At 56.5% G+C, this 21,349-nt stretch carries 15 protein-coding genes; 2 read left to right on the forward strand and 13 right to left on the reverse strand.

The features are described 5' to 3' along the window. The first annotated feature begins 122 nt into the window (after positions 1-122). Positions 123-1,094, forward strand: a complete 972-nt coding sequence (locus tag NST43_RS17925; RefSeq protein ID WP_339218425.1) for a YafY family protein — start codon at positions 123-125, stop codon at positions 1,092-1,094. A 93-nt stretch (positions 1,095-1,187) separates the two neighbouring features. Then, on the forward strand, positions 1,188-1,700 hold the full coding sequence (locus tag NST43_RS17930; RefSeq protein ID WP_339218426.1) for a DinB family protein: 513 nt from the start codon (positions 1,188-1,190) through the stop codon (positions 1,698-1,700). Between the two features lie 89 nt (positions 1,701-1,789). On the opposite strand, the gene NST43_RS17935 is transcribed toward NST43_RS17930, so the two are convergent. From NST43_RS17935 to NST43_RS17995, 13 genes are read right to left on the reverse strand one after another with little or no spacing between them, the layout of a single operon-like run. Further along, positions 1,790-7,735, reverse strand: coding sequence for a tail fiber domain-containing protein (locus tag NST43_RS17935; RefSeq protein WP_339218428.1), 5,946 nt, complete (start codon positions 7,733-7,735; stop codon positions 1,790-1,792). A 38-nt stretch (positions 7,736-7,773) separates the two neighbouring features. Further along, positions 7,774-7,956, reverse strand: a complete 183-nt coding sequence (locus tag NST43_RS17940; protein ID WP_209992557.1) for a hypothetical protein — start codon at positions 7,954-7,956, stop codon at positions 7,774-7,776. Positions 7,957-7,975: 19 nt separating this feature from the next. Continuing rightward, entirely contained in the window at positions 7,976-10,816 is a 2,841-nt protein-coding gene (locus NST43_RS17945) for a tail fiber domain-containing protein (RefSeq protein ID WP_339218431.1), read from the reverse strand. A 28-nt stretch (positions 10,817-10,844) separates the two neighbouring features. Further along, a complete protein-coding gene (locus tag NST43_RS17950) occupies positions 10,845-11,594 on the reverse strand; it encodes a phage tail protein (RefSeq protein ID WP_339218433.1) in 750 nt (249 codons plus the stop codon). Continuing rightward, positions 11,591-12,463, reverse strand: coding sequence for a hypothetical protein (locus NST43_RS17955; protein ID WP_339218434.1), 873 nt, complete (start codon positions 12,461-12,463; stop codon positions 11,591-11,593). The genes NST43_RS17950 and NST43_RS17955 overlap by 4 nt, the downstream gene beginning before the upstream one ends. Positions 12,464-12,485: 22 nt before the next feature. Next, a complete protein-coding gene (locus NST43_RS17960; RefSeq protein ID WP_339218436.1) occupies positions 12,486-16,112 on the reverse strand; it encodes a putative baseplate assembly protein in 3,627 nt (1,208 codons plus the stop codon). 11 nt (positions 16,113-16,123) lie between these two features. Beyond that, the gene (locus NST43_RS17965; protein ID WP_036701060.1) at positions 16,124-16,519 is read right to left on the reverse strand and encodes a GPW/gp25 family protein; all 396 of its coding nucleotides are present in this window, start codon (positions 16,517-16,519) and stop codon (positions 16,124-16,126) included. Between the two features lie 3 nt (positions 16,520-16,522). Then, complete coding sequence (locus NST43_RS17970) at positions 16,523-16,918, reverse strand: PAAR domain-containing protein (RefSeq protein ID WP_339218438.1); 396 nt, start codon at positions 16,916-16,918, stop codon at positions 16,523-16,525. Positions 16,919-16,933: 15 nt separating this feature from the next. Further along, positions 16,934-17,653: a phage baseplate assembly protein V gene (locus NST43_RS17975; RefSeq protein WP_339218440.1), complete on the reverse strand. Its 720-nt coding sequence runs from the start codon at positions 17,651-17,653 to the stop codon at positions 16,934-16,936. Next, a complete protein-coding gene (locus tag NST43_RS17980; protein WP_339218441.1) occupies positions 17,650-18,693 on the reverse strand; it encodes a hypothetical protein in 1,044 nt (347 codons plus the stop codon). The genes NST43_RS17975 and NST43_RS17980 overlap by 4 nt, the downstream gene beginning before the upstream one ends. A gap of 12 nt (positions 18,694-18,705) precedes the next feature. After that, complete coding sequence (locus tag NST43_RS17985; protein ID WP_339218443.1) at positions 18,706-19,317, reverse strand: peptidoglycan-binding protein LysM; 612 nt, start codon at positions 19,315-19,317, stop codon at positions 18,706-18,708. Then, positions 19,317-20,870: a hypothetical protein gene (locus NST43_RS17990; RefSeq protein WP_339218445.1), complete on the reverse strand. Its 1,554-nt coding sequence runs from the start codon at positions 20,868-20,870 to the stop codon at positions 19,317-19,319. The genes NST43_RS17985 and NST43_RS17990 overlap by 1 nt, the downstream gene beginning before the upstream one ends. Next, positions 20,870-21,346 (reverse strand): phage tail protein, encoded by a 477-nt coding sequence (locus NST43_RS17995; RefSeq protein WP_339218446.1) that lies wholly within the window; start codon positions 21,344-21,346, stop codon positions 20,870-20,872. The genes NST43_RS17990 and NST43_RS17995 overlap by 1 nt, the downstream gene beginning before the upstream one ends. Positions 21,347-21,349 lie beyond the last annotated feature (3 nt).

Raw genomic sequence — 21,349 nt, forward strand, 5'->3', positions numbered from 1 at the left:
AACACCATATTCCACATCATAGCTTAAAGCGGATGGAACAGCAGAATATTACATGGTAGACTGAGAAAAAAATGCCCGCATTCATCCGTTGGATGAAAAGCGGACTTGGGAGAGAGCTTCAAATGGCAAAATGGGATAATATGCTGGCTATGTTATGGATGCTGCGGTCCGGCAAAAAGCTCACTGCCGCACAGATTGCGGACAGTCTGGAGATCAGCGTCCGTACCGTGTACCGGTATATCGATGCGCTTGGTGCCAGTGGTGTGCCGGTGGTAGCCGAATCCGGACATGACGGCGGAGTGTATATTCTGGACAGCTTCAGCGAGACGCCCCTGTTCTTCAACGCGTTAGAGCTGAAGGCGCTTGTGGATGCTTATAAATTCGCGGTCGGTGCAGGCTATCCATATGCGAAGGAGCTGGAGAGCGCCCTCAAGAAGGTGGAGAACGGACTGCACGAAGAACAACGCCATGACTTGTCCCTGCAAACAAGCGGCCTCGATGTCATTGCCCCGTCCCGTGCGCCGTCTGTGGTTCCCTTGTTGCGGGAGCTGGAGCAGGCTGTGAAGGCGGGCCAGACGGTGCACCTCACATACCGTAAATTGAATACTGCACAGGCTGAGGAGCGGGAGGTCGATCCGTATGGTCTGGCTTACGACCGTTCGGAATGGTATATGGTTGGGTTCTGTCACCGGTCACAGGCCATGCGGACCTATCGTGTGGACCGCATTGTCAATCTTACGTTAACGGAAGCCAGCTTCCCTAAGCCGGAGCCCTTCTCGGTATCTGCCTATTTCCGCAGCCAACTGGAGCCAGAGCCGGAAGCAAATGCCCCTCTGCTCGTGATCCGTATCGAAGGGGATCCGGATGCGCTGAACAAGCTATGCGGCAACTGGCATCTGCGGCACTACCTGACGGAGCGGACCGACCGGGAGGCGCGGTTCCTGCTCGATGCTCCCTCCATGAACAAATACCTTCCCAAGTATCTGTTAAGCTTCGGCACTTCCATCCGTATTCTGGAGCCGCTGGAGCTGAAGGAGCAGATTCAGGAATTAGCCTGTGAGGTTACCAGACATTACATAAACGATGGGGATTGAACTTCACTGACAGCCTCTGTCAGTAAAGCTGTTATAAGATGGAGACAAGATTACTAAGCCAGACTGTATACATCTGGAGAGGAGAATTTACCCATGATTAAGCAGCCCTATGCCTTGTATGATTTCCATATTTGGGCCTATGCCCGGATATTCAACCATCTGGAGGAGTTACCGGAGGAAGTATTTCACGCGGAAGTAACAAGTGTGTTCCCGTCCGTGGCCCAAACCTTCGGACATCTGTATGTGTTCGAGCGGCTCTATCACTCTGTGCTGTCTGAGGTGCCTATTGAAGAGATTTTTCCGCATATTCCCGTCTGGACTGCAGAAGCGAAGGACATTCCGGTGGATGGCATGCGGAGATTATTTGCCGGTGCCGCTGAGGAGTTTCATGTTCTGATGGAGCATACCCCCGACCCGGACAAGGCCATGACTATTGTTCATCCGTCCTACGGCAGTCTGGATACCTGCTTCTCGGACATCCTGCGGCATGTGGTCAATCATGGCACCTACCACCGGGGCAATGTCACCGCCATGCTGCGGCAGCAGGGATATTCCGGCGTTCCGACGGATTATCTGTTTTTTTTGATGGAATGCAGCAAGAAATGACTAGGGTATTCTGCCCAATGAAGCAGCTCCTGCGGCATATTCGCTGCAGGAGCTGCTTTTTCACCTTGTACACTGAGGATTTATTGCAATTAAGCGCCTGCCAAGGCCGTGACCTGAACCTTAAGTTCATTGACCTGCTTGCGCATGTCTTGAGCTTCCTTCTGCTGCTTCTGGACTACCGTGGTCAGTACGCCGATGATGTCCATCAGCACTACAGACTTATGATCGGCAGTGGAGAAAATCTGCGGCACATCCTCGGCAATGAAGCCGATATTCTGCTTCTTGCCGTTCTCTGTCTTGTAGTTGAAGGTCACCGGCTTCAGCTTGTTCAGCAACTCCAGCGCCTTCTTCACCGGCAGGCTGGCGATGTTCTCCTTGTAGGTCCGGGAGGAGGTCTGCGCGAAGTTCGTTGCCCGCAGGTTGCCGTTCACATCCAGCTTGTAATTATCCGCGGGCGCTTTGCCAATGCCAATATTGCTGCTGGAATCTAGCGTTAATGCATCTGCCACCTGGACCAGTTCATCATAGACGGAATCCTGGCAGACCAGCTTCTGCATACTTCCCTCAATGCCCGCCTGCCATGCATTTGCCGTAGCATCCCAGAGAATCTGTGCCTTCTTATCCTTGCCCCTGTCAAGCTCGATCCCCCGGGTAACCGTCAGGCTTCCGCTGATTATGGCATCCTTCACGTTTAGTGTATCGCTGAGAGTCAGGTCCTTCGCTGACAGCGCGCCGCTGACTATGACGTCCTTAGCAGTGAACGATCCAGTCACTTCGGCATCTGCAGCCGTCAATAAGGTGTTGATTACAGCTTTCTTTGCATTCAACGTTCCGCTAACCGTAGCCTCCTTCACCTCGGCTGTGCCACTCAGCATTGCGTCCTTAGCGGTTAACGAACCGTTCACAACGGCGTCAGTGACCGTTAACTTCCCGGATACTAGGGCATTGCCGTTCACATCCAGCTTGGCGGCTGGTGCGGCGGTGCCGATTCCGATATTGCCGGAAGCCACCTTCAGCACAGCATTCAGATCCGTAAGCTCCTTATGCGTATGACCGCTGTAAGAGAGCTGCTTAAGGCTTCCAGCAAGTCCCATCTGCCATTCAGCCAGCGCTTCGTTCCATACAATCTGTGCCTTGGCGCCTGTGCCTCTACCCACATTAATACCTTGGCTAAGAGTAAGGCTGCCCGTAATTGCAGCGTCCTTCGCGGAGAACGTTCCGCTTACCTCGGCATCCGTAGCCGTTAATACGCCGCTGACGTTTGCGCGCTTAGACGTTAACGTTCCGCTTACAGCGGCGTCCATAACGGTTATCCCGCCGGATACCGCCGCATTGCCGTTCACCTCAAGCTTGGCCGTTGGCGCTGCGGTGCCAATTCCGACATTCCCGGAGGCGATCTTCAGCACTCCGGTCAGCTCCGACAGCTCCTGGTGCGTATGGCCGCTGTAGGAGAGCTGCTTCATGCTTCCTGCAATACCCGCCGTCCAGACATCCTGGACTTCATCCCAGAGCAGCTGTGCCTTCTGATCCATTCCCCTGTCCACTGTAATCCCATGGCCTAGCGTAAGACTTCCGGTGACGGTGGCGTCCTGTGCAGTGAAGCCTCCGCTGACGGTGGCATCCTGAGCAGTGAAACCTCCGCTAACCGTGACATCCTGTGCGGTGAAAGCTCCGCTGACCGTAACATCCTTAAGCGCAGCCAGGCCGCTGATCTTGGCACTTGCTGCTGCTAAGCCTCCGCTTAACGAAGCCTCTGTGACCGTCAATGATCCGCTGACCACGGCACTCCCTTTGACCTCCAGCTTAGCGGCTCGGGCATCCGTACCAATCCCGACATTGCCTTCGTCAACAGTGATCGCCCCCGACAGCGAAGCATACTCGGGGTGGGTATGGCCCTTGAACTCAATAGCCTTCAGGGTATTCGAGACTCCGGCCAGCCACTCATCGGCGTTCTCATCCCATAGCAGCTGGGCTGGAAGAGCGGTGCCGCCGCGGAATACCTCCAGACCGGCATTTTGAACAATCGGTGTCTTCTGAGGCGCATACTTGTTGACTCTTATGATGTTGTCTTCAACCTCAAGGGTAGCCGCATTAATCGTCACCATGTCGCCATTCACCGTCAGATTGCCGTTCACGGTCAGATCCTTGGATATGGCGGCGCTGACTGCGCTAAGTTCCCCGTTAATTGCCGCATTGCCTTGTACATCGAGCTTGGACTTAGGATTGAAGGTCCCTATACCGACCTCTCCGCTGTTGGTAACGCTGAAAGCACTGCTTCCTCCCGGTACCTGCACATCCAGCAGCGCCAGCGGAGTCGTTGTTCCGATACCGACATATCCCTTCGCATCCGAGAAGAGGGCAATCGTATTGCCGAGTGAATTGAACAGCTTGTTCTGGCCGCCCTTCCCGGTGCCGAATTCAGAGAAGGTGACCCCGTCGCCATAAAACCAGGCATTCTGCTCATTATTCCAGTAGATCCGGGCATTCTTCTGTGGGCTTCCGTCTTTGTTCAAGCCGCGCAGAGCTTCAAACCCCCCGGCAGTCACATTCCCGGACACCACCGCATGATTGCTAATCACGGCACCTGCTGCATTAATCCCTTTGTTAAAAGAAGCGGAGCCCTCGAATACAGCATCACTATGAGCGGTCAGCTTACCCGAGAAGGATGCCGCGCCAGAGAACTCTGTCTCCGTCCGGAAGACCGCTTTGCCTGCCACATCCAGCACTTCGGTAGGATTATCCGTGCCCACTCCCATCTTGCCGCTGCGGGTCAGGCTGAGTACCGTTCTGCCGGCAGTGCCCAGCTTCCAGCGGTCCTTAGCCCACTTGATCTGCGCGTTGGTCTCGGTGCCCTGCTGCACCTCAATGCCGTCTCCGACCGTCACTGTTCCCGCAATTGCTGCGCTGGCTGCAGTCACTGCTCCTGTAATCGCAGCACCCGCAGCCTTCAATATGCCGGAGGCCTGGACATTGCCGGACGAATCCACTACCAGCGCCGCACTATCCGCAGGTGTTGCAAGCTGCCACTGGTCCTTGACCTCATCCCAGGCAAGCTTGGCCGGATTCTGATCCGGGCCGCGATAGATCTCAATTCCGCCACCTGCAAGCGACTTGACTGTACCCGCATCCTTGTTGATGGTAATCCAGGGACTGCCGATATCCAGCTCATCTGTGGCGATTGTGGCAGAAGTTCCCCGGACCTCCAGATCTCCGGCTACCGTCAGGTTGCTGCCCACCGTCAGGTCATGGTGAACATCTACATCCCCTTCGGCGCTGGCGCTGAGTGCCAGGATGTCACTTTTCGGATTGTACAGCTGGCTATGAAGATGCAGAGCATCCGCACTCGCCATCTGCGTCAGCTTGTCCCAGGAGCTGCCGCTGGCGACATTCTCCAGTGAATTTCCGATACCCACCTTCCACTTCCGCTCGCTTTCGTTCCAGAACATTCTGGCTGGCGGCTGCGATTCTCCCCGGAAGACCTCAATGCCGCTCTCGGGGGCTGGCGGGGTATCCCCTGCGAATTTGTTGATCTCAATGACGTTATTGGTGACGACCAGATCTTCACGGTTAAGCGTGGTCGTGGTACCTTTGACGATCAGGTTGCCGTCTACCTTAACCAGGCCCTGAACCGCCAGACCGCCGCTGACTTCCGCCCCGTTGTTGACAGTTAGGGTACCCTGCACCTCTGCATCATTGATTATTTCAATATCAGCATCTGCAGTAACCTGGACAGCCGTGTTGCCCGCGCTATCGCTCAGGGAATTGTGCCGGTGCAGGCCATCGGCATCTGAGCTGACGCCTCCGGTCAACGCATCCCAATTGCTCCCGTAAGCAATATTGGACAGCTCATTGCCAAGGCCCAGCTTCCATCTGCCATCCGTCTCGTCCCAGAGCAGCCTGGCGCTCGGGTTCAGCTTGCCCCGGTAGACCTCAATGCTGCTCTGCTTCAGGGAGGAACTGTTCCCCTCGAATTTATTCAGCTCAATCCGGTTGCTGACCACCACCAGATCTTCCTTTTTGACGAAGGTCGTAGTTCCCTTGACCGTCAGATTGCCTTCAATCGTGGCCGATCCTCCCACATTCAGATCGGACTTCATCGTTGCACTGCCCTTGGCTAACAGCGTACCACCAAGCTCCATATTCCCGGATGCCGACAGCTTTCCCTGTCCGTCTGCCGACAGAATCGTTCCGCCGGACGGTGTGCTCAGTGTGCTGTGCTTATGGGAAGCATCCGCTACAGACCCGTTCGTCAGCGAGTCCCATTTGTTCCCGTAGGGAATGTCCGACATGCTGCCTTCAAGCCCGATTCTCCACTTGCGGTCTGTTTCATTCCACTCCATGCGTGCTGCCGGAAGCTGGCTGCCCCGGTAGACATCCAGCCCTCCCTTGTTACCCAGAGCTGTGTGGTCTTCCGCCTTATTGACCGTAAGGAAGCTGTCTGCTACCTCCTGCTCAATCTTCCGGATTACCACCTCTTCTTCCCGGACGATCAGCTTGTTCACGGTCAGGGTCTCGCCGACCATCAGCTCATGGGGGATATTCACATTGCCGTCCGCACCGATCTCCAGCGCAAGCAGGCTCTTGTCTTCGTTATGGAACTGCCTGTGGGTATGCAGAGCATCTGCGTTCCGGTTGCCGCCGGTCAGCTCCACCCACTGCTTCCCGTCAGGAATATTGGTCATATCCCCATTGGCGGTGCCGGTCTGCCAGGATTTCGCGGCTTCATTCCAGGCTATCTTAGCATTGGGCAGCGTGGCTCCCCGGAAGACCTCCAGGCCATCCTTCTGGGATACCAGTGTCCCGGATATGCTCATCCCCCGGTCAACCAGAATTGTGCCGGAGTTATCCGTACGAAGCACCGGTGTCCCGTCCGCAGCCTTCAGCTGGCTATGGCTATGCAGACTATCTGCATTCGCGCCGTGATGCAGCTGCTCCCAGTCTGCTCCGTAAGCAACCTTGAACATGCCGCTGGCCTTGTCACCCTCCAGCGCTTCGGTTCCGATCATCCAGCTCTCATTCTTCTCATCCCATTGCAGCTTGGCACTGGAATGATCCTTACGCAGGATCTCAAGGCCCATCCGGTCTTCTTCAGCGGCATTCTGATTCAGGGTAACCTTGCTTCCGCCGATGATAACCTGGGGAACATCCAGCACCGCCATTCCTCCGCTGACTTCAATCCCTTGCTTCGCGGAGAAGGGCCCCTCCATAGTCGACGCGCCGGAGACCTCCAGATCGCCGGACTCATTCACCTTGAACACCGCTGCGCTGCCCGAGGTTACAGATAGCGTGCCGTCTATATCCACCGCTCCATAAGTGCTGATGGCTCCTGCCTTGATATCGCCAGTGAACTCCGTCAGCGCAGCGTGAACATTGAGCCGGCTCCCTGCCTCACCGTCCAGTTCTTCCGAATTGCTAAGGAAGGGCGTCTCGGGCTTCTTCTCTTTGCCGATAATGATCTGATCTGCCTTAAGCACCGTCCCGCCTGCGGCCCTGGTCACCAGCTGAGACCCGTCTACATCCGTCTCATAGATCCCGCCGATCGTTAAGGACCCGTCCTGGGAATGCTTCAGATTCACCCGGGCCAGCAGGATGTTCTGGTGTACATCTGCGGGCTTCCGGGAGCTTATATCAATGTTCGCCTGCTCCAGCACATGGATGGGGTTGCCTCCGCCCTTGAGCAGATCTGTATCCGTCAGCTTTTCCTTATAGCTGATAGAAATATAGATCTGATCCGAAGTGCTGTACCCGGAGAGATTAATCACCCGATCCGGGTGAGCGTCACTGACCATAATTTCCTGGCTGATCTCCTCATTGTGCTCCGGGTCGGTGACACGGTTGAGGGCAAAGCCCGGAGCGATCTCAACGGTTATCCCGTCCCGCATGGTGACCTTAAGGCCATCCACGACTCCCCAATCATGAAAATGACGGTTGTGCAGCTGCCGCACACGCTTATGGTAATTCTGATCCAGCGTCAGATCCTCTTCCTTCAGCAGCAGCCCGTTGAAATAATTCATGCGTTTCATATCCTTTGGCACAATCCCACTCCTCCCAGCTCTTCATAGTTACAGCTAGCTTAGGCCTGAACGGACTCCTCTTCTGCGCCAGCCAGCTCCTCCAGCACCTGGATGGCCCCGCTGATGCGTGTTAAGGTATATCCCAGATTGGTACGCTTCTCGTCCAGCTCCTGGATCATCTGCCGCCCGGTTTCAAGCTCTGCCTTCAGTTCGTTCATGCGTGCTTCTAATTGTTCTTTCATGAGTTCATCCTCCTAAGGTTTAGGCACCCTGCAGGGTGTCGATTTGTTTTTGCATTCTTGTGATCGCTTTCTGCTGATCCTTCATCACGCTGGTCAGCACAGCAATGATATCCATCCCGCTGATCGCCCGCTGATCTGGATCGGCCAGAACGGCTGGCACTTCCTCTGCAATAAAGCCGAGTGTCTTTTGCTTAGTGCTTCCTTTGTATTTAAAAGAGACCGGGTTTAGCCCGTCCAGCAGCTGCTTCGCTTCCTTAACCGGAATGTCGGCAATATTGTCCTTCAGCTCGCGCGAAGACCACCAGTACATGCTGCCGTTGGCATAGACCCCGCCGCTGGCATGAAGATAGATACGGTCGCCGGCATCATTAGAGACTCCGATGTCCAGCACGCAGTTCTCCCCGCTGGAGGGATAGTACTTGATCCAGGCCGAATCGCCGCTGCCGCCCCCGGGATCGGACGGGAAGATAATCCCGTTGTTGCCGCTGCCCGCGCTCGGGATCAGGGCATTTCTCACTTCCAGGCTGCTGTGGACAGAAGCATAGGACCAGTCGTTGCCGTAATTGAGCACCAGATGGCTGCCGTTATCGACCAGCGCCCGGCCGGGTGCCCCGCGGCGTCCGGGATAGCCGATGTAGAAATCAGCGCAGCGTACAACGGCGGCGAATTCCTCAGCCACATCCAGTTTTTTGAATTTGCCGGCGAAGTTGAACACCTCTGTCTTGATGCTGCCTTTAATCTCAAGGTCGCCGCCAATATATGCCCCTCCCTTCACCTGCAGGGAGCCATTCACATCCAGGTTATCCCAGATGGAGACTCTGCGGGCTCCTGATTTCCCGTTTCCCGCGATCATCAATGAATTGTAGTTCGTAGTATCGTTACTGATCTCGGCATTGTTGGGCGATTGACCTGTGAAGCCTGTCCAGCCAGAGGTGAAGCGGACCGGATTCTGACCGCTCAGGATACGTAGCTCCCCTGCCACATCCAGCTTATCGGCAGGCTCCAGCGTTCCGATGCCCACGTTGCCGGATGCTATCAGGGAGATATGGTCACTCCTGTCATTGGAGGTGCCGATCTCCAGCGTGCAATCCTCGCCTGTACGGGGATAGTACTTGATCCACGCCTGGTCCGCTCCGCCTCCGCCCGGATTGGCCGGGAATATAATGCCGCTGTGCTCCCCGTTCCCCGCGCTTGGAATAATCTCCTGGGAGGCCTGCATGGTGCCGTTCACATACAGAAATCCGTTCACATCCAGCCGGTCCCAGATGGCGACCTTTCTCTTCTGCCCGGCAGAGTTATTGCCGACTATCATCAGCGCCTTGTAGTCTGTAGTATCGTTACAGATCTCCGCACCGTTCATCTGTTTGTCAGGAAAACCCGTCCAAGCGGAGGTGAAGCGGAGCGGATTCCGGCTGCTTAGCAGGCGCACACTACCCTCGACATCCAGCGAATCCTCCAGTACCTTCTGCGGTCCGATGCCGACATAGCCGTTCTTATTCCAGGAGAGCGCCTGCTTATCTGTATGGGAGCCATCAGCGTTAACCGTCCGGGTGCCTAGTGCCCCGCCGCTGCCGCCAAATAATACCGGACCATCCAACTCTGCCATCGCAAAGGGCTTTCCGGCTCCGAACCACCCCAGGCCATGCGAATGGTCAACCGTATCGGGGTTCGTCCCTTTCAGCAGCAGGATTCTGTCGTCCTGCAGGGCAAGATCAGCATCACTGTACAGCTTGCCTGCCCCGGTGAAGCCGAAGCTTTGGCCTGCTGATGAAGACAGCTTACTGTGCCGGTGCAGCAGATCAGCGAATTCAGACTTAATCAGGCTGTCCCACTCGTTGCCGTAGGCGATTTTCTTAAGATCGTTACCGAGCCCGGCCTTGAAGCATTTATCCTCCTCCACCCAGACAATCCGCGCATCCTGCTTGCCCCCGTCGCCCCGGTATACCTCCAGACCGCCATCACGCGCACCGGGGAATACATAGTTCGGGTCATCCGTGTTGGGGCTGTTCACCTCAACGAAGCTGTTCATAATCCGCATTTCGCTCTGGGCCTTGTCCTTGCTCTTCAGAATCAGCTCGCCCTCAATCGTCAGCGCTCCGGCAACGCTCATAGCCCCGGTGAAGCGGGTCTCAGGAGCTCTGATCTCCAGCACTTTACCGGCCTGCAGCGCAGACATGGACGGCATCGCTGCCAGAACCGCTTCATTCAGCCCCGCGCTGTCCATACTGTCTTCACTCTGAACCGGGATCACCAGCTTCTCTGTGACCAGCTTCTTGCCGGCGGCACCTGCATAGGTTCTTAAGGGCGTCCGGGCCGCATCGCTGTCGTAATCGTAAATACATGTACTGTCGATCGTAATACCCGCCCCATCTGTACGGGGAACCACCCGGGCAAGAAGGATCGTATCCGTACCCTCAGGCTTGGTGGTCCCGTGGCTGATTTTTCCCCGCTCCCAGATATGGATCTGCTTCCCTTGACCACGCTCAATGCTGTATTCGGCCCCCACCTCTTCATAGCTGACCCAGATGTAGATATTCTCGTTGGCGTTATACTCGGAGAGGTTGACCGGATTATCCGGATGCCCCTCATAGATCAGGATTTCCTGGCTGATGCTCTCATACTTGTCTCCGCTCTTGACCAGCACCAGATTCAGGGCCAGTCCCTCCGTAATGCTCACCTTCATGGATTCTCCCGGCTTCGCAGAGGGCAGAACCTTGAGCCCGCAGACAATCCCCCAGGTATGCAGATAACGGTTATGCAGCCGCTTCAGACGCAGGTGAAACTCCTGATCGAGCTTGTAATCCTCAGCGTTCAGGAAGAGCCCGTCAAAGTAGCTCATTCTTCTTAATTCTTTTCCCATGATTCGCTTGCCTCCCGATCTATAATCTCTATTGCTCTGTCATACCCCCGACTAAGGTCTCCATCCCCACACGCCCATAGACCCCCAGACGCATAGACGGAACTTCAATATTCAAGCTGGAATTGGTGTAAAAGGGCCGCTCCTTCCGGATCACCTCCTGCAGATTCCGCACCTTCTGCTGCAGCAGGCTCCGGCTGAACGCCGGGAGAATGATATGGACGGAGAAATAACTCGGCTCGGCCGCCCCAACCATCGTATTGATGCCTATACGCCGGGCATTACCGAGACGGACAGGCTCCTCGTAGCTATAGATATGGATGGCAGCCTCTTCACCGGCGTGAACCTGCAAATATTCTGCCAGACCGCCCAGGGTTCCGCGTTTCTTGTAGAGCTGGACGATGCTGCTGATCAGCTTGCGGTTAACGGTGCTGCGGGCGTCTGCCAGCGGAAGAATCTGCATGGGGGCAAGCGTGCGCTCCAGGTTATCCTCCACACCGTCATACTCTACGCCTTCGGCCAGTTGGAGTCCCACCCAGCCTGCAAGCCAGGGCAGAAACTGTGAGGGAGCCGTCTGCGGATCGAAATACTGATGCAAACCGTCCAGCAAGGCCTCCATTCCCACAGATTCCGCACCGGCCGTCCCCGTGTTGCCGGAGAGCATGGCTTCGAAGGCCTTCAGGAACCGTCCCAGAAAAAACTGTTCATCCGCCTCACCCGATTTCTGCTGGAACACCCGGGGGAGATACTGCACATAACTGTACCCGTCTGTCTTGCTCATGCTTCCACCTCAACCTTCAGTTCCTTCAGCTTAAATAACTGGAACGGCAGCAGGTCAGGCGAGTCCAGGTTCACGCTGGTCACATGATCAATTCCGGCGATCCCCTCCACCAGATGATACAGATCCGAGGCGTACAGCTTCCTCCCCGGATGCCAGCCCTGTCCGTGCTCCCCCCCGTTAACCGGGTCCAGGAACTGTACAATGCTGTCGTTCACGATGCTCCCGATGCTCTGATTCCCGGCGGCAACCGTCATCTCAATCACAACATCCCGGTAATCAGGCTCAACGACATGGACACGGGTCGTCAGCAGCTTGCTCTTCTCCAGGAAGGCCTTAACCTGCTGCTTAATCTCCGCCATGTCTCTGCGCAGATCCTGCTGATTCGCGGTCTGGAGCACCAGAACCACCGAGACATGCCCGAAGGCTTCTTTATTCCGCCCGGTGCCGTTCTCCATATCCGTATTAATCAGACAGAGCGTACGGACCGCAAGGTCGGGATAGGTGCTCCGAATCCCAGGGATATCCAGCAGGCACTGCCTCGCCAGCAGCTGGTAATCTTCTGCCGTCACAGCCCTGTAGCATTCGGAGAACTGCTTCGCCCCGCGGGATATTCCGCTCGCCAGCTCCTCCCCGTCCTCCAGGGTGATACCCAGCAGCTTGAGGAATTGCTCCTTGCTCTCATCGGTCACCTGGTCAAGCCTGTAGAGAACCATCTCCGTGAAATAGGCGAACAGCTCCACCAGCGTAATGCCGGGATCGGAGGGATTATAGTTCGTCCATTCCGGGTCGTAGAGCGGAATGAGCGCAGTGGCATCGGCCACAAGCTGGTCAAAGCCAAGATCATCCAGCTTCAATACTGGAAGCGGCATAGGTTCTTCCTCCTTTCTGTAGTTACGTCTCCAAGGCATTACAATGCGGACACCGCGCCACTGTGTCCGGTATCCCGGACAGCTCCGTCAGATACCTCCGCTCTTCCATGCGGATAGCCTCCAGCCCGCACGCTGCTGTGGTTGCGGTCAAATCATGCAGCAGGCCCGCACGCTTATCCATAAGATATGGAAAGGGATGCTCCTCCGGCTTGTTCACCAGATGCAACCCGCCGCAGATCAGCTCATCCTCTTCCAGATGAATATTGCCGCTGCCAATGGTGCGGATCTTGAGCGGTGTGGTGTTGATATATTCATCCGTCCGGCTCAGGAAGACAATATCCTTCTCCTTGAATACAGCGGTCTTCACCACAAAGGTTACCGACCCCGAATCCAGCCTATTGAGGATATACGTCCGGACCGTCAGATCATCGGTGACTTCAAATTCCAGATCGCTGCCCTCGGGATAGCTCTCTGCAAGCGGTTCTTCGTTCAGGGTCTGGCATTCGAGCATGTCACCGTCGATAGAGAGGACGATCAGCTCTACAGGCTCCCGGGATCTGTAGCGGAGCCTGATGATTCCGTTCTCCTTGAATCCTCTGAGCACCAGCGATTTCACTTCATCCCCGGCATCCACCGGCTCGGCAAGGGCAAATTGAAGCGCGTTGTCCTCAGAGCGGACCAGGCTGTATTTCGGATAGGCAGCGTGGGGCTTATACGGTCCGTTCTCAAGCGGCTCCAGCTTCAGCGTGAAGCATTGCACTGAAGCCTTGACGAGCACATCCGATACATAGTCAACACCCGGCGTATTCTTGATCACGGCATAGACCTCGGAGACATACAGGTTCTGTCCCAGATCCCAGCCCGTGTTCCCGTCTGCGCCCTTAAGCGGATGAAAGAACTGCTTCAGGTTGTCGATGATCCGTCCCTCCGCTACCTTCCGCTGGTCTGGAGAGTTGAATACTACGGTTGCCTCCACTGCAGTGCGGACGTAGTCCGGGCCAACCACCTCAATCCCCGGCTCGGCGGTGTTCAGGGGGGCCGAGATCCGTTCACACAGATAGGCTTCAATCTCACTGCGCAATTCCTGGCTCGGGACCGGCCTCGGCTCATCCGTCTCCGGCACCACGATCAGGGTAGCTCTACCCGGGGTGAATTTCAGCTCCCGGTTCATGTCGCTAAGACACTTCACCTTGGCAATCTGAGGCATCGCCTCACGCACCAGCCATTCCATATCCTCAGCAGTTACGCCCCTGTTCCAGCTCTTCAGCGTATGCGGTCCGCGAAGCTCGGCCTGCTCCGCCTCCTCCTGATCGAAGCCGCCGTCCGCCGCTACCGGATTGGTTACGGCATCCAGCCAGTTGTAGCTGTCCCATATCTTCGATACCGAGCCTGCGGCAACATTCCCGGACGCACCTCCGCCATGCTTGTAGTTACACAGGATGTTATCTATGCCCATAGGCGGAATCATTCCTCTCCGCCCATCCCCGAACATAATCATTCCGGTGCTTCTGTCCAGCATGTAGTGCCTTGAATCTGAACCGGATACGGAGAATGTGTCTACTTCCTCCCACGGTATCCATTCCCCCTGACCTGTGGATTCCCGGACCTTGAGAAGCTGGCCGGGCAGCACCGGTATCTTGGACAATTGAACTATCTGGCTCTCCTCACCATTGCTGGAGCCCAGAAGCTCTCCCGGGACGGTATTGGAATTGCGGGCCCAGACCGCGTTAGCGAGAATAGCATCCACCTGCGGGACAAACTCGAACCGGCCTTCATCCAGCCGGGCGCGGAGCCAGTACTGCTCCGTGCCGAACAGCGGGCGCTTCGCAATATCTCCCGGAACGGCAAACTGCAGAATCTCCCTGCGGGTGAAGCCTCTGATCTCATCATTCACGCTGAGCGTCAGCCATCTTCTGCCGTCCCAATACTCCCACGCAACTACCGGACGTCCCAGCTGTTCACCGGTTAGCGGGAAGAAGAGCGACACGGGCAGATCGCTGATATCACGATCAAAGCCCAGATAGAAGGTCGGCTCCGTCTCGGTGCACGGATAGAAGGGCTTGAAATACTCCCCCTCGTTCCGGCAGGCCGCCGACTTGTCGGCGAAGCTGAAGTTATTCTCTGTTAGCACGGTCTGCGGGTGAGCCTCCAGCGTGTAGCTGTAGGCAATGCTGAGCTTACGGATGGAGGGCGGGGCGTAGGTCGCTTGGGTCACCTTAAGCTTGGCTATATTGATGCTTCCTTCCCCCAGCTTGACCTCTTCATCCTGATATTCGTATTTCGCATCCTCCCCGTAATTCCCGCCGGTGATGCGGGCCCGGACCCAGTACTGCTCTTCACCGCCCAGCGTCAGCGGCCGGATACCCGGACAGACGAAGCTCAGCGTTCCACTGGCAGTAAGGCTGCTGACCGCATGGAGGGCAGCACCGCCTTCGTCCGCTCTCTCCTCAAGACTGGTGATCGCAAGCCATTCCTTGCCGTTCCAGTACTCCCAGCCAAGTCTCACATATGGCGTGTCCGGCAGCTTGCTGATCTCCGGTTCCGACAGCTCCACCCTCAGCGTGATCCGGGCACCCTGCTTCGAGAAGGCCTCCCCGCAGGCGATATAGAACGTGTCGTTGATTCTGGGCTTGTCCCCCAGCGGATAATAATCCTTGCCCATATCCAGCAGGTTCCCGTTGTACACCGTCACATCCGGCGGGAGCGGCTGCGGACTAACCACGTTAAGCTCCAGGCGGATATCTTCGATATCCGGCATTAGCGTACCGGCGGTTATAGGCTTCTTCAGCTCTGCGAAGATCCATTTGCCCGGCCATTCCCGCATCGCCCCGGACGGTCCGTACCCGGCCAGTGTCTTCATATGCACTCCAGGCAGCCGGTCGAACCGGACCACCGCCCTCCACAGAGCATCCTCTTCTTCTTCCGCCTCGGCTATAGAGGAAGGATACAACTGCACGGAGTTCCCTTCTTCATCGAAGCAGAACCAGTTCATATGGTTCAGCAGATCTCCGGTTCTGTCCTGCCCCGGTACGGCCTTGCTCAGCGCGGCTGCATCCGGCTTGTTGAAATATACCGACAAGCTGCTGCCCGCTTCCTGGAATCCGAGCAGCTCCGTATGTCCCAGATACAGTCTGTGAACCACTGTCGAATCGCCCCTGAATAATCGGGCAGGCTTGCCGGCAGGTCCCCCTGCAAGCAGAGCATCCTGATTGCTCCACTGGTCCTCTTCCGGATCGAGACTCACTGCCCGGACCGGCCGCGCCATAATGACAGTCAAATCCTTGTCCGTCTCAAAAATCACCTCTGCCCCATTCTCCGGCTGGGCAGATACCCGGGTTCCGGCCGGAACCGTGTTATAGCTGTCCGCGTCCGGCTTCAGCTTGAAGAGCAGCGGAACTTTGGCTGCGCGGGGCGGAGTAGGATGGATACCGATCAGATTCAGAAACGAGGTGAAGTTCTTCGCAGGCGCCTGGTTCAGCCGGCTGATCACTTTGCCCATCATCCCGGTGAAGATATGGACCAGCGCATCTGCCTTCTTGTCTGCCTCAAGCTCCGGCACATCCGTCCATTCCCGGCTGCAGTATTGCTGGATTAAGCGTCTTAGCTCGGGAACCAGCTGTTCCTGATCCCGTTTATCAATAATAGGCACTTGGTTTGGCATTATTTCCCCACGCTTTCAAGGAAGAATGGATAGACCAGATTATATTTGCTGTTGCTGGCCCTGATCGAATAGTCAATGGACACCTCAAGCTCGGAGCGGTCCGAGCGCGGGGTGACCGTAATGTCGTCCACTTCAATCCGCGGCTCCCAGTTCTGCAAGGCTTCTTCAATGAAGCTTCGCAGCAAGGTTGCGGTGCTCATGGTATTGGGCGAGAACACCAGCTCATTCAGTCTGCAGCCGAAATCCGGCCGCATGACCCGCTCGCCGCGGGCCGTGGACAGAATCAGAATGATCGATTCCCGGATGGAGTCTTCTCCACCGGAGGATCGGACGCTGCCCCGCTGGACAGCGAGCGGATACGTCCAGCCACGTCCCAAAAAATCTACAACTTCCATCACTCAGCCTCCTATTAAGACCGTTCCCGTAGCAGACACTTTCCCTGCCGGAAGGTCGGCCGGATCATTGCATGTCAGCGCCGGATCACCGTTTCTGGCAGCCTTTTTCCCGTTGATGAATACCGTCGTGCTTCCGGCGCTGATGGTCCCCTTATTGGTTGGAGGCTTCTGAAACGGGCCTCCCTGCGGAACATGGGCCGGTGTATTCGTGCCCGTAGAATCCATGGTGGCTGCCGGCTGCCCCATAATCTTGACATTCGTGCTCAGCGCACCATCCAGAATTCCCGTGAAGGGATGCGGCAACGGGGTGGGAACCAGACCCGCTCCGGCCGGAAGCATAACGATATGTGTATCAGTCGCCAGAATCCGGTCGCCTTTTTTCGCTGCAGGCTGTCCCATGAATGAAGCCCCTCTCTAATTGATGTTGACTGTAGCCCCTTTGATCGTCATACTGGCGGCGGCTTTGACCTCCATCCCGGCCGAAGCTTGGATGGCGGTGCCCGCCGATGATTTCATTTCAATGGATTTGGCGGACAGGGACAGCTTGCCTCCCGCCGAGATTTCTATATCCGCACCGGCGGATACCGATACCTTGTTCGCCTTGGTATCCAGGATGATCCGGTTCTTGCCTGATTTGTCGCTAATCCGGATCTGCTCCGCGCCGCCCTTGTCATCCAGCTTGATTACGTGACCCTTGGCGGAGGTAAGCGTGATGCTCTCTTCCCCCTTGGTGTCGGCGAATTGCAGAACATGCCCGCTGCGGGATTTGAACAGGCGGATATTATTCTTGCCGTCCTTGTTGGTCTCCGGCGGCAGGTCTTGTCCATTCCACAAGGAGCCCATGATATAGGGGCGGTTGACATCCCCGTTCTCAAAAGCTACCAGCACCTCATCATCCACCTCCGGCAGGCAAAACGCTCCCCGCTCCTTCCCGGCCATCCAGGACGCCATACGCGCCCAGTTGGATTCCGGCATCCCCATCAGCGGGATCTTCACCTTCACCCGTCCGGGCCCAGGCTTGTCCGCATGGTTCACAGAGTCATTATTGATGACAATCCCCACCATTACACCGAAGATTCGTCCCTCATTCATGATGCTGTCAACAAAATTGCTAATTCCGGGTCCTTCACTCATAGGCCAGTCCTCTTCACCTTGAACGTCGTGGTATAGCCCTTGCTGTCGATCTTGTGAACCGTAGCTACAATGTAATAAATGCCGCTGAAGCGCTCGCCCAGACCCATCAGCTTCACAGTCTGCCCCGCCCGGAGCTTCGGGTTCCCCCAGCACATGCCTTCACCGGCAATGAACTCGCGCAGACGGCTGTTGTAAGCGGCGGCGGCCAGCACCTTGGCTTCGTTCATATCCAGCAGATTCTCGGCCATAATGACAATCGGTGATTCCCCGACCGCTGCGGTGCTAATGGAGAAGCCGCCTTCCTTCCCGCCCATCCTGGTCGTCTCTTCTCCGCTCTTAGCGATAGCCTCAAGCTCCTTCTTCTCCTTCACATCCCAGCCCTTCAGCGTCACCTTACTCCCCCGGGTAAGAGCCCTCAGCTCCAGATTCAGCCGTTCAAAATCCTTCTTGAAGCTCATCTCCGGCAGCACCGGGGCCTTCACGGACCGCGACTTGACGAAATGCAGCTTCTTCTCTGCCGCGAACAGCTCATAATCGAGCAGGGCTGCCCGCTCCAGCAGAAATTCGTAGTTGCTCTGATTATTCTGGAAGAGGTAGGGATAGACCGTTCCGGTATCCTCCACCACAGGGGTCAATCCATGCTCCTTGGCGATTTCCGCAGCAATATCACTGTCCTTCTTCTTCAAAAATGCCTTGCTCCTCGTCCCCATACGCAGCCTGTGCAGCAGATCATATCCGCGTATATCCAGCACCGAGTGCTCCGCAAAGTTCAGATCCAGCGCGGTAATCTCCCCGCTGATCATCGGCTCCGGCTGGTCGAGTCCAAGAGAGAGCTTCAGCTGGTCGCCCGGCTTCAGGCTCGTCAGATCCGTTCCCCGCCACATGCCGCTTCCGGCATTCACCATATTCATCTGGATGGAAAATACCGCCGGCAGATTAAGCTCATCCTCCAGCGTGACCCCTTCCACTGCCGCTGTCAGTTCAGCGGACAGCTTGCTTCCGTTCAGCTCAATTTTGTAATTCGCTACACTGGTGCCCATGCAATCCCCGCCTTAATCCGGGATAACCAGAGTTCTCCCGATATCGTTTTTGCCAGGAAAGCCAACCGGATTGACGATCCTGTTCAGCTCGGCAATTCTGCGCCAGGCCAGCGACTCCTTCAGCGCCTCATTCGCAATGAGGTCGAGCCGGTCCCCGCTTTTGACCACCCACAGCTTCCGGCAGGCATTCAGACCCTGGCTGTCCTCCACCGACTTGTCCGGCTCATCTGTGATGAAGGTCACATCCAGCAGCGAGCGGACAGGCGTGCCGTTATCCATGAACATCGTGAACTTCTGCTCGATCTTGCTCAGCAGGCCACGGTAAGTGAAGCCGCCCCACACGAACATGCACACCGGCGGTTTTTTCGTGCTTTTGCCGCTAACTTTGGGATCAAGCAGCGAGGTCAGCTGCCGGGTCTTCTTGCGGACATCCTTGCGCTGCTCATAGGTATCGTAGAACAAGGAGACCTTGAACTCCGGTGTCTCTGTAATCTGGAATTGCTTGTTGTTCTTCTCCCCGGTATATTTGCCTTCAAAAGAAACGGTGTACTCATTGGGATTGAACATCACCTCAATGGCCCCAACGGGCATATCCAGAGGAATGATCTTCGCTTTCTCCGCCATTATCTTAGCCCCCTCCGATCCTTGCGTATTGCCATTCTCTTCTCCAGCACCTGATAGACCCGCTCAGCCAGCTGATTCAGCTCCGCTGCATTTATGGCCGGCGGTGGAGCGGCCTTGACGAAGGTCTGTGCATGAGGCTGGGCCGCGTGTTCCTGCAGCACCCGCTCCAGCTGCTGCTGCACGGGCTCCGGCAGAGCCGCGCGGGGCGCTTCAGGCTTCCGCAGCACCAGGCGGCTATGGCTGGCGCCAGGCTGAAGGTCCGCTTCATAACCAGGGCTTGTTCCCCTAAGCGGACTGCCCGGTCTTCTTCGCTGCGGGGCGGACGGAAGCTCTGCCCGGTCTGCAGCGTAGATCAGGCCAGCCTCCACCGGAGCCGCAGGCCCCGGCCCTCTTAGAGCTGCCCGGCCTCCGGCTGCGGCCATTCGCGCGGATGCCGCCTGCCTGGCCGCAGCTGGTGCACCTGACGCACCCCCAAGCGGCAGCAAGATATGCGGCTGCGCCAGCTGCAATGACTTCATCGGCTGCCTCTGATGAACCGTACTAACGGCTGCGAGCAGCGGGCTCAGAAGCTCCTGCCTGCTCTCTAACTGCTCAAGGGTTGCCGTCAGCTGCTGACCTAAGCCGAGTTGAAGACTTGCATTTACGCTTGAATCGGGAAGCCGCGGGTTACCGGGCTTGAAGCTTAGGGTTAGAGTCTTAAGCTGTGCTTCCACAGCGGTCCCGGCTGAGCCTGAGACGGCCTCCCGTATATGCTTCAATGCTTGTGCCGGTACCGGATGCCCGGACTTCTGCCTCAAGGGCTGCGCATCCGCTCCGCTCTCCACTTCTTGCTTAAGGCCATAGGTCCGCAGCAGCTGCATCACCTGCACCAGCTGCTCATGACGATGGACTGCATGGACCGGTCTGCCTGTAATCCAGTCTTGCTGCCCTGGAAGGACAGAAGCAGCCGGCAATTCGTCTCTGTTCTGCCGGTCTCCATAGCTTCTTTCGACTGTAGCGCCTGGAGGCTGCGGCTTCAGAACAGCCCCCCCGGACGGCGCAGAGACTTGCACCGTTCTTGATACGGCAGGCTGAGCAGTTACAGGTTCAGCCGGATGAAGCGCTGTATTTCGAATGCGATATTCCGTTGTTACCTGATGTTGATTGCTTCTATGCTTCCTGACCCTCTCTTGTAACACCTGCACGGAGCCAAGTCGCCCTGCCGCTGAATGTAGCCCGCTCCGCCTATCTGCTGATTGACCAGGGGAAGAAGTCGGATGACTAAATCCGGCCCTGCTGCCGCCTTGAGTAACCAGTAAGATGCGGCTGACCGCTTCCGAATGATCCTTGCCCGGCACTGCGGAATAATAGGATGAGTAATGGATATGGTTGATCACCATGTCCGTTCGCGGCAATGTTTCCGGTCCCGCAGCATATAGCGGATTGTGCCGCAGGATCAGGCTATTCAGCTTGCTCCGCCAACGGGTCAGGCCGTATTTTGCCAGAATCGAATGAATGAACTCGGTCTGCTTCTGATTCGCAGGAGCCGCTGTGCTCCGAATGCTCCGGCTCATTACCGGTACCTGTACAGACCGTTATGAGTCAGAACCAGACTCTCGACGGCTACCGCGCTGCTGCTGGCGTTGAACGCCGGCCCTTCCCATTTGATGGGGCAGGCTTCGATGAAGTTCCACCACACCTTGGGTGTGCCGGAATGATCCAAGAGACAGATGGACCCGCTGCGCCGCCGGATGACACCATTCACCACATTCTGATACCAGTTCCACAGATATTCATCATTCGTAACCCCGTTTTTCAGCGTCAGATCCGAGTATTTGGTCGGTCCCAGGAACACAAACTCCTTATGATTCTCGCCGCCGAAGGTTTTGCGCTCCACCTGTGTCTCCACGCTAAGGCCTGAGACCTCAGAGAATCCGGCCACGGAGATCCCGTCAATTTCCACGATGAAGTTAAAAGCAAGAAAGGGATCTTCCCGGTACCCGGGCACCCAGCTACTTTTCGCGCCGATATTTAGCATATTTGCCTTCATGTT

Origin of the sequence: Paenibacillus sp. FSL H8-0332 (assembly GCF_037963835.1) — a bacterium.
Lineage (GTDB): Bacteria > Bacillota > Bacilli > Paenibacillales > Paenibacillaceae > Paenibacillus_AQ > Paenibacillus_AQ rhizoplanae.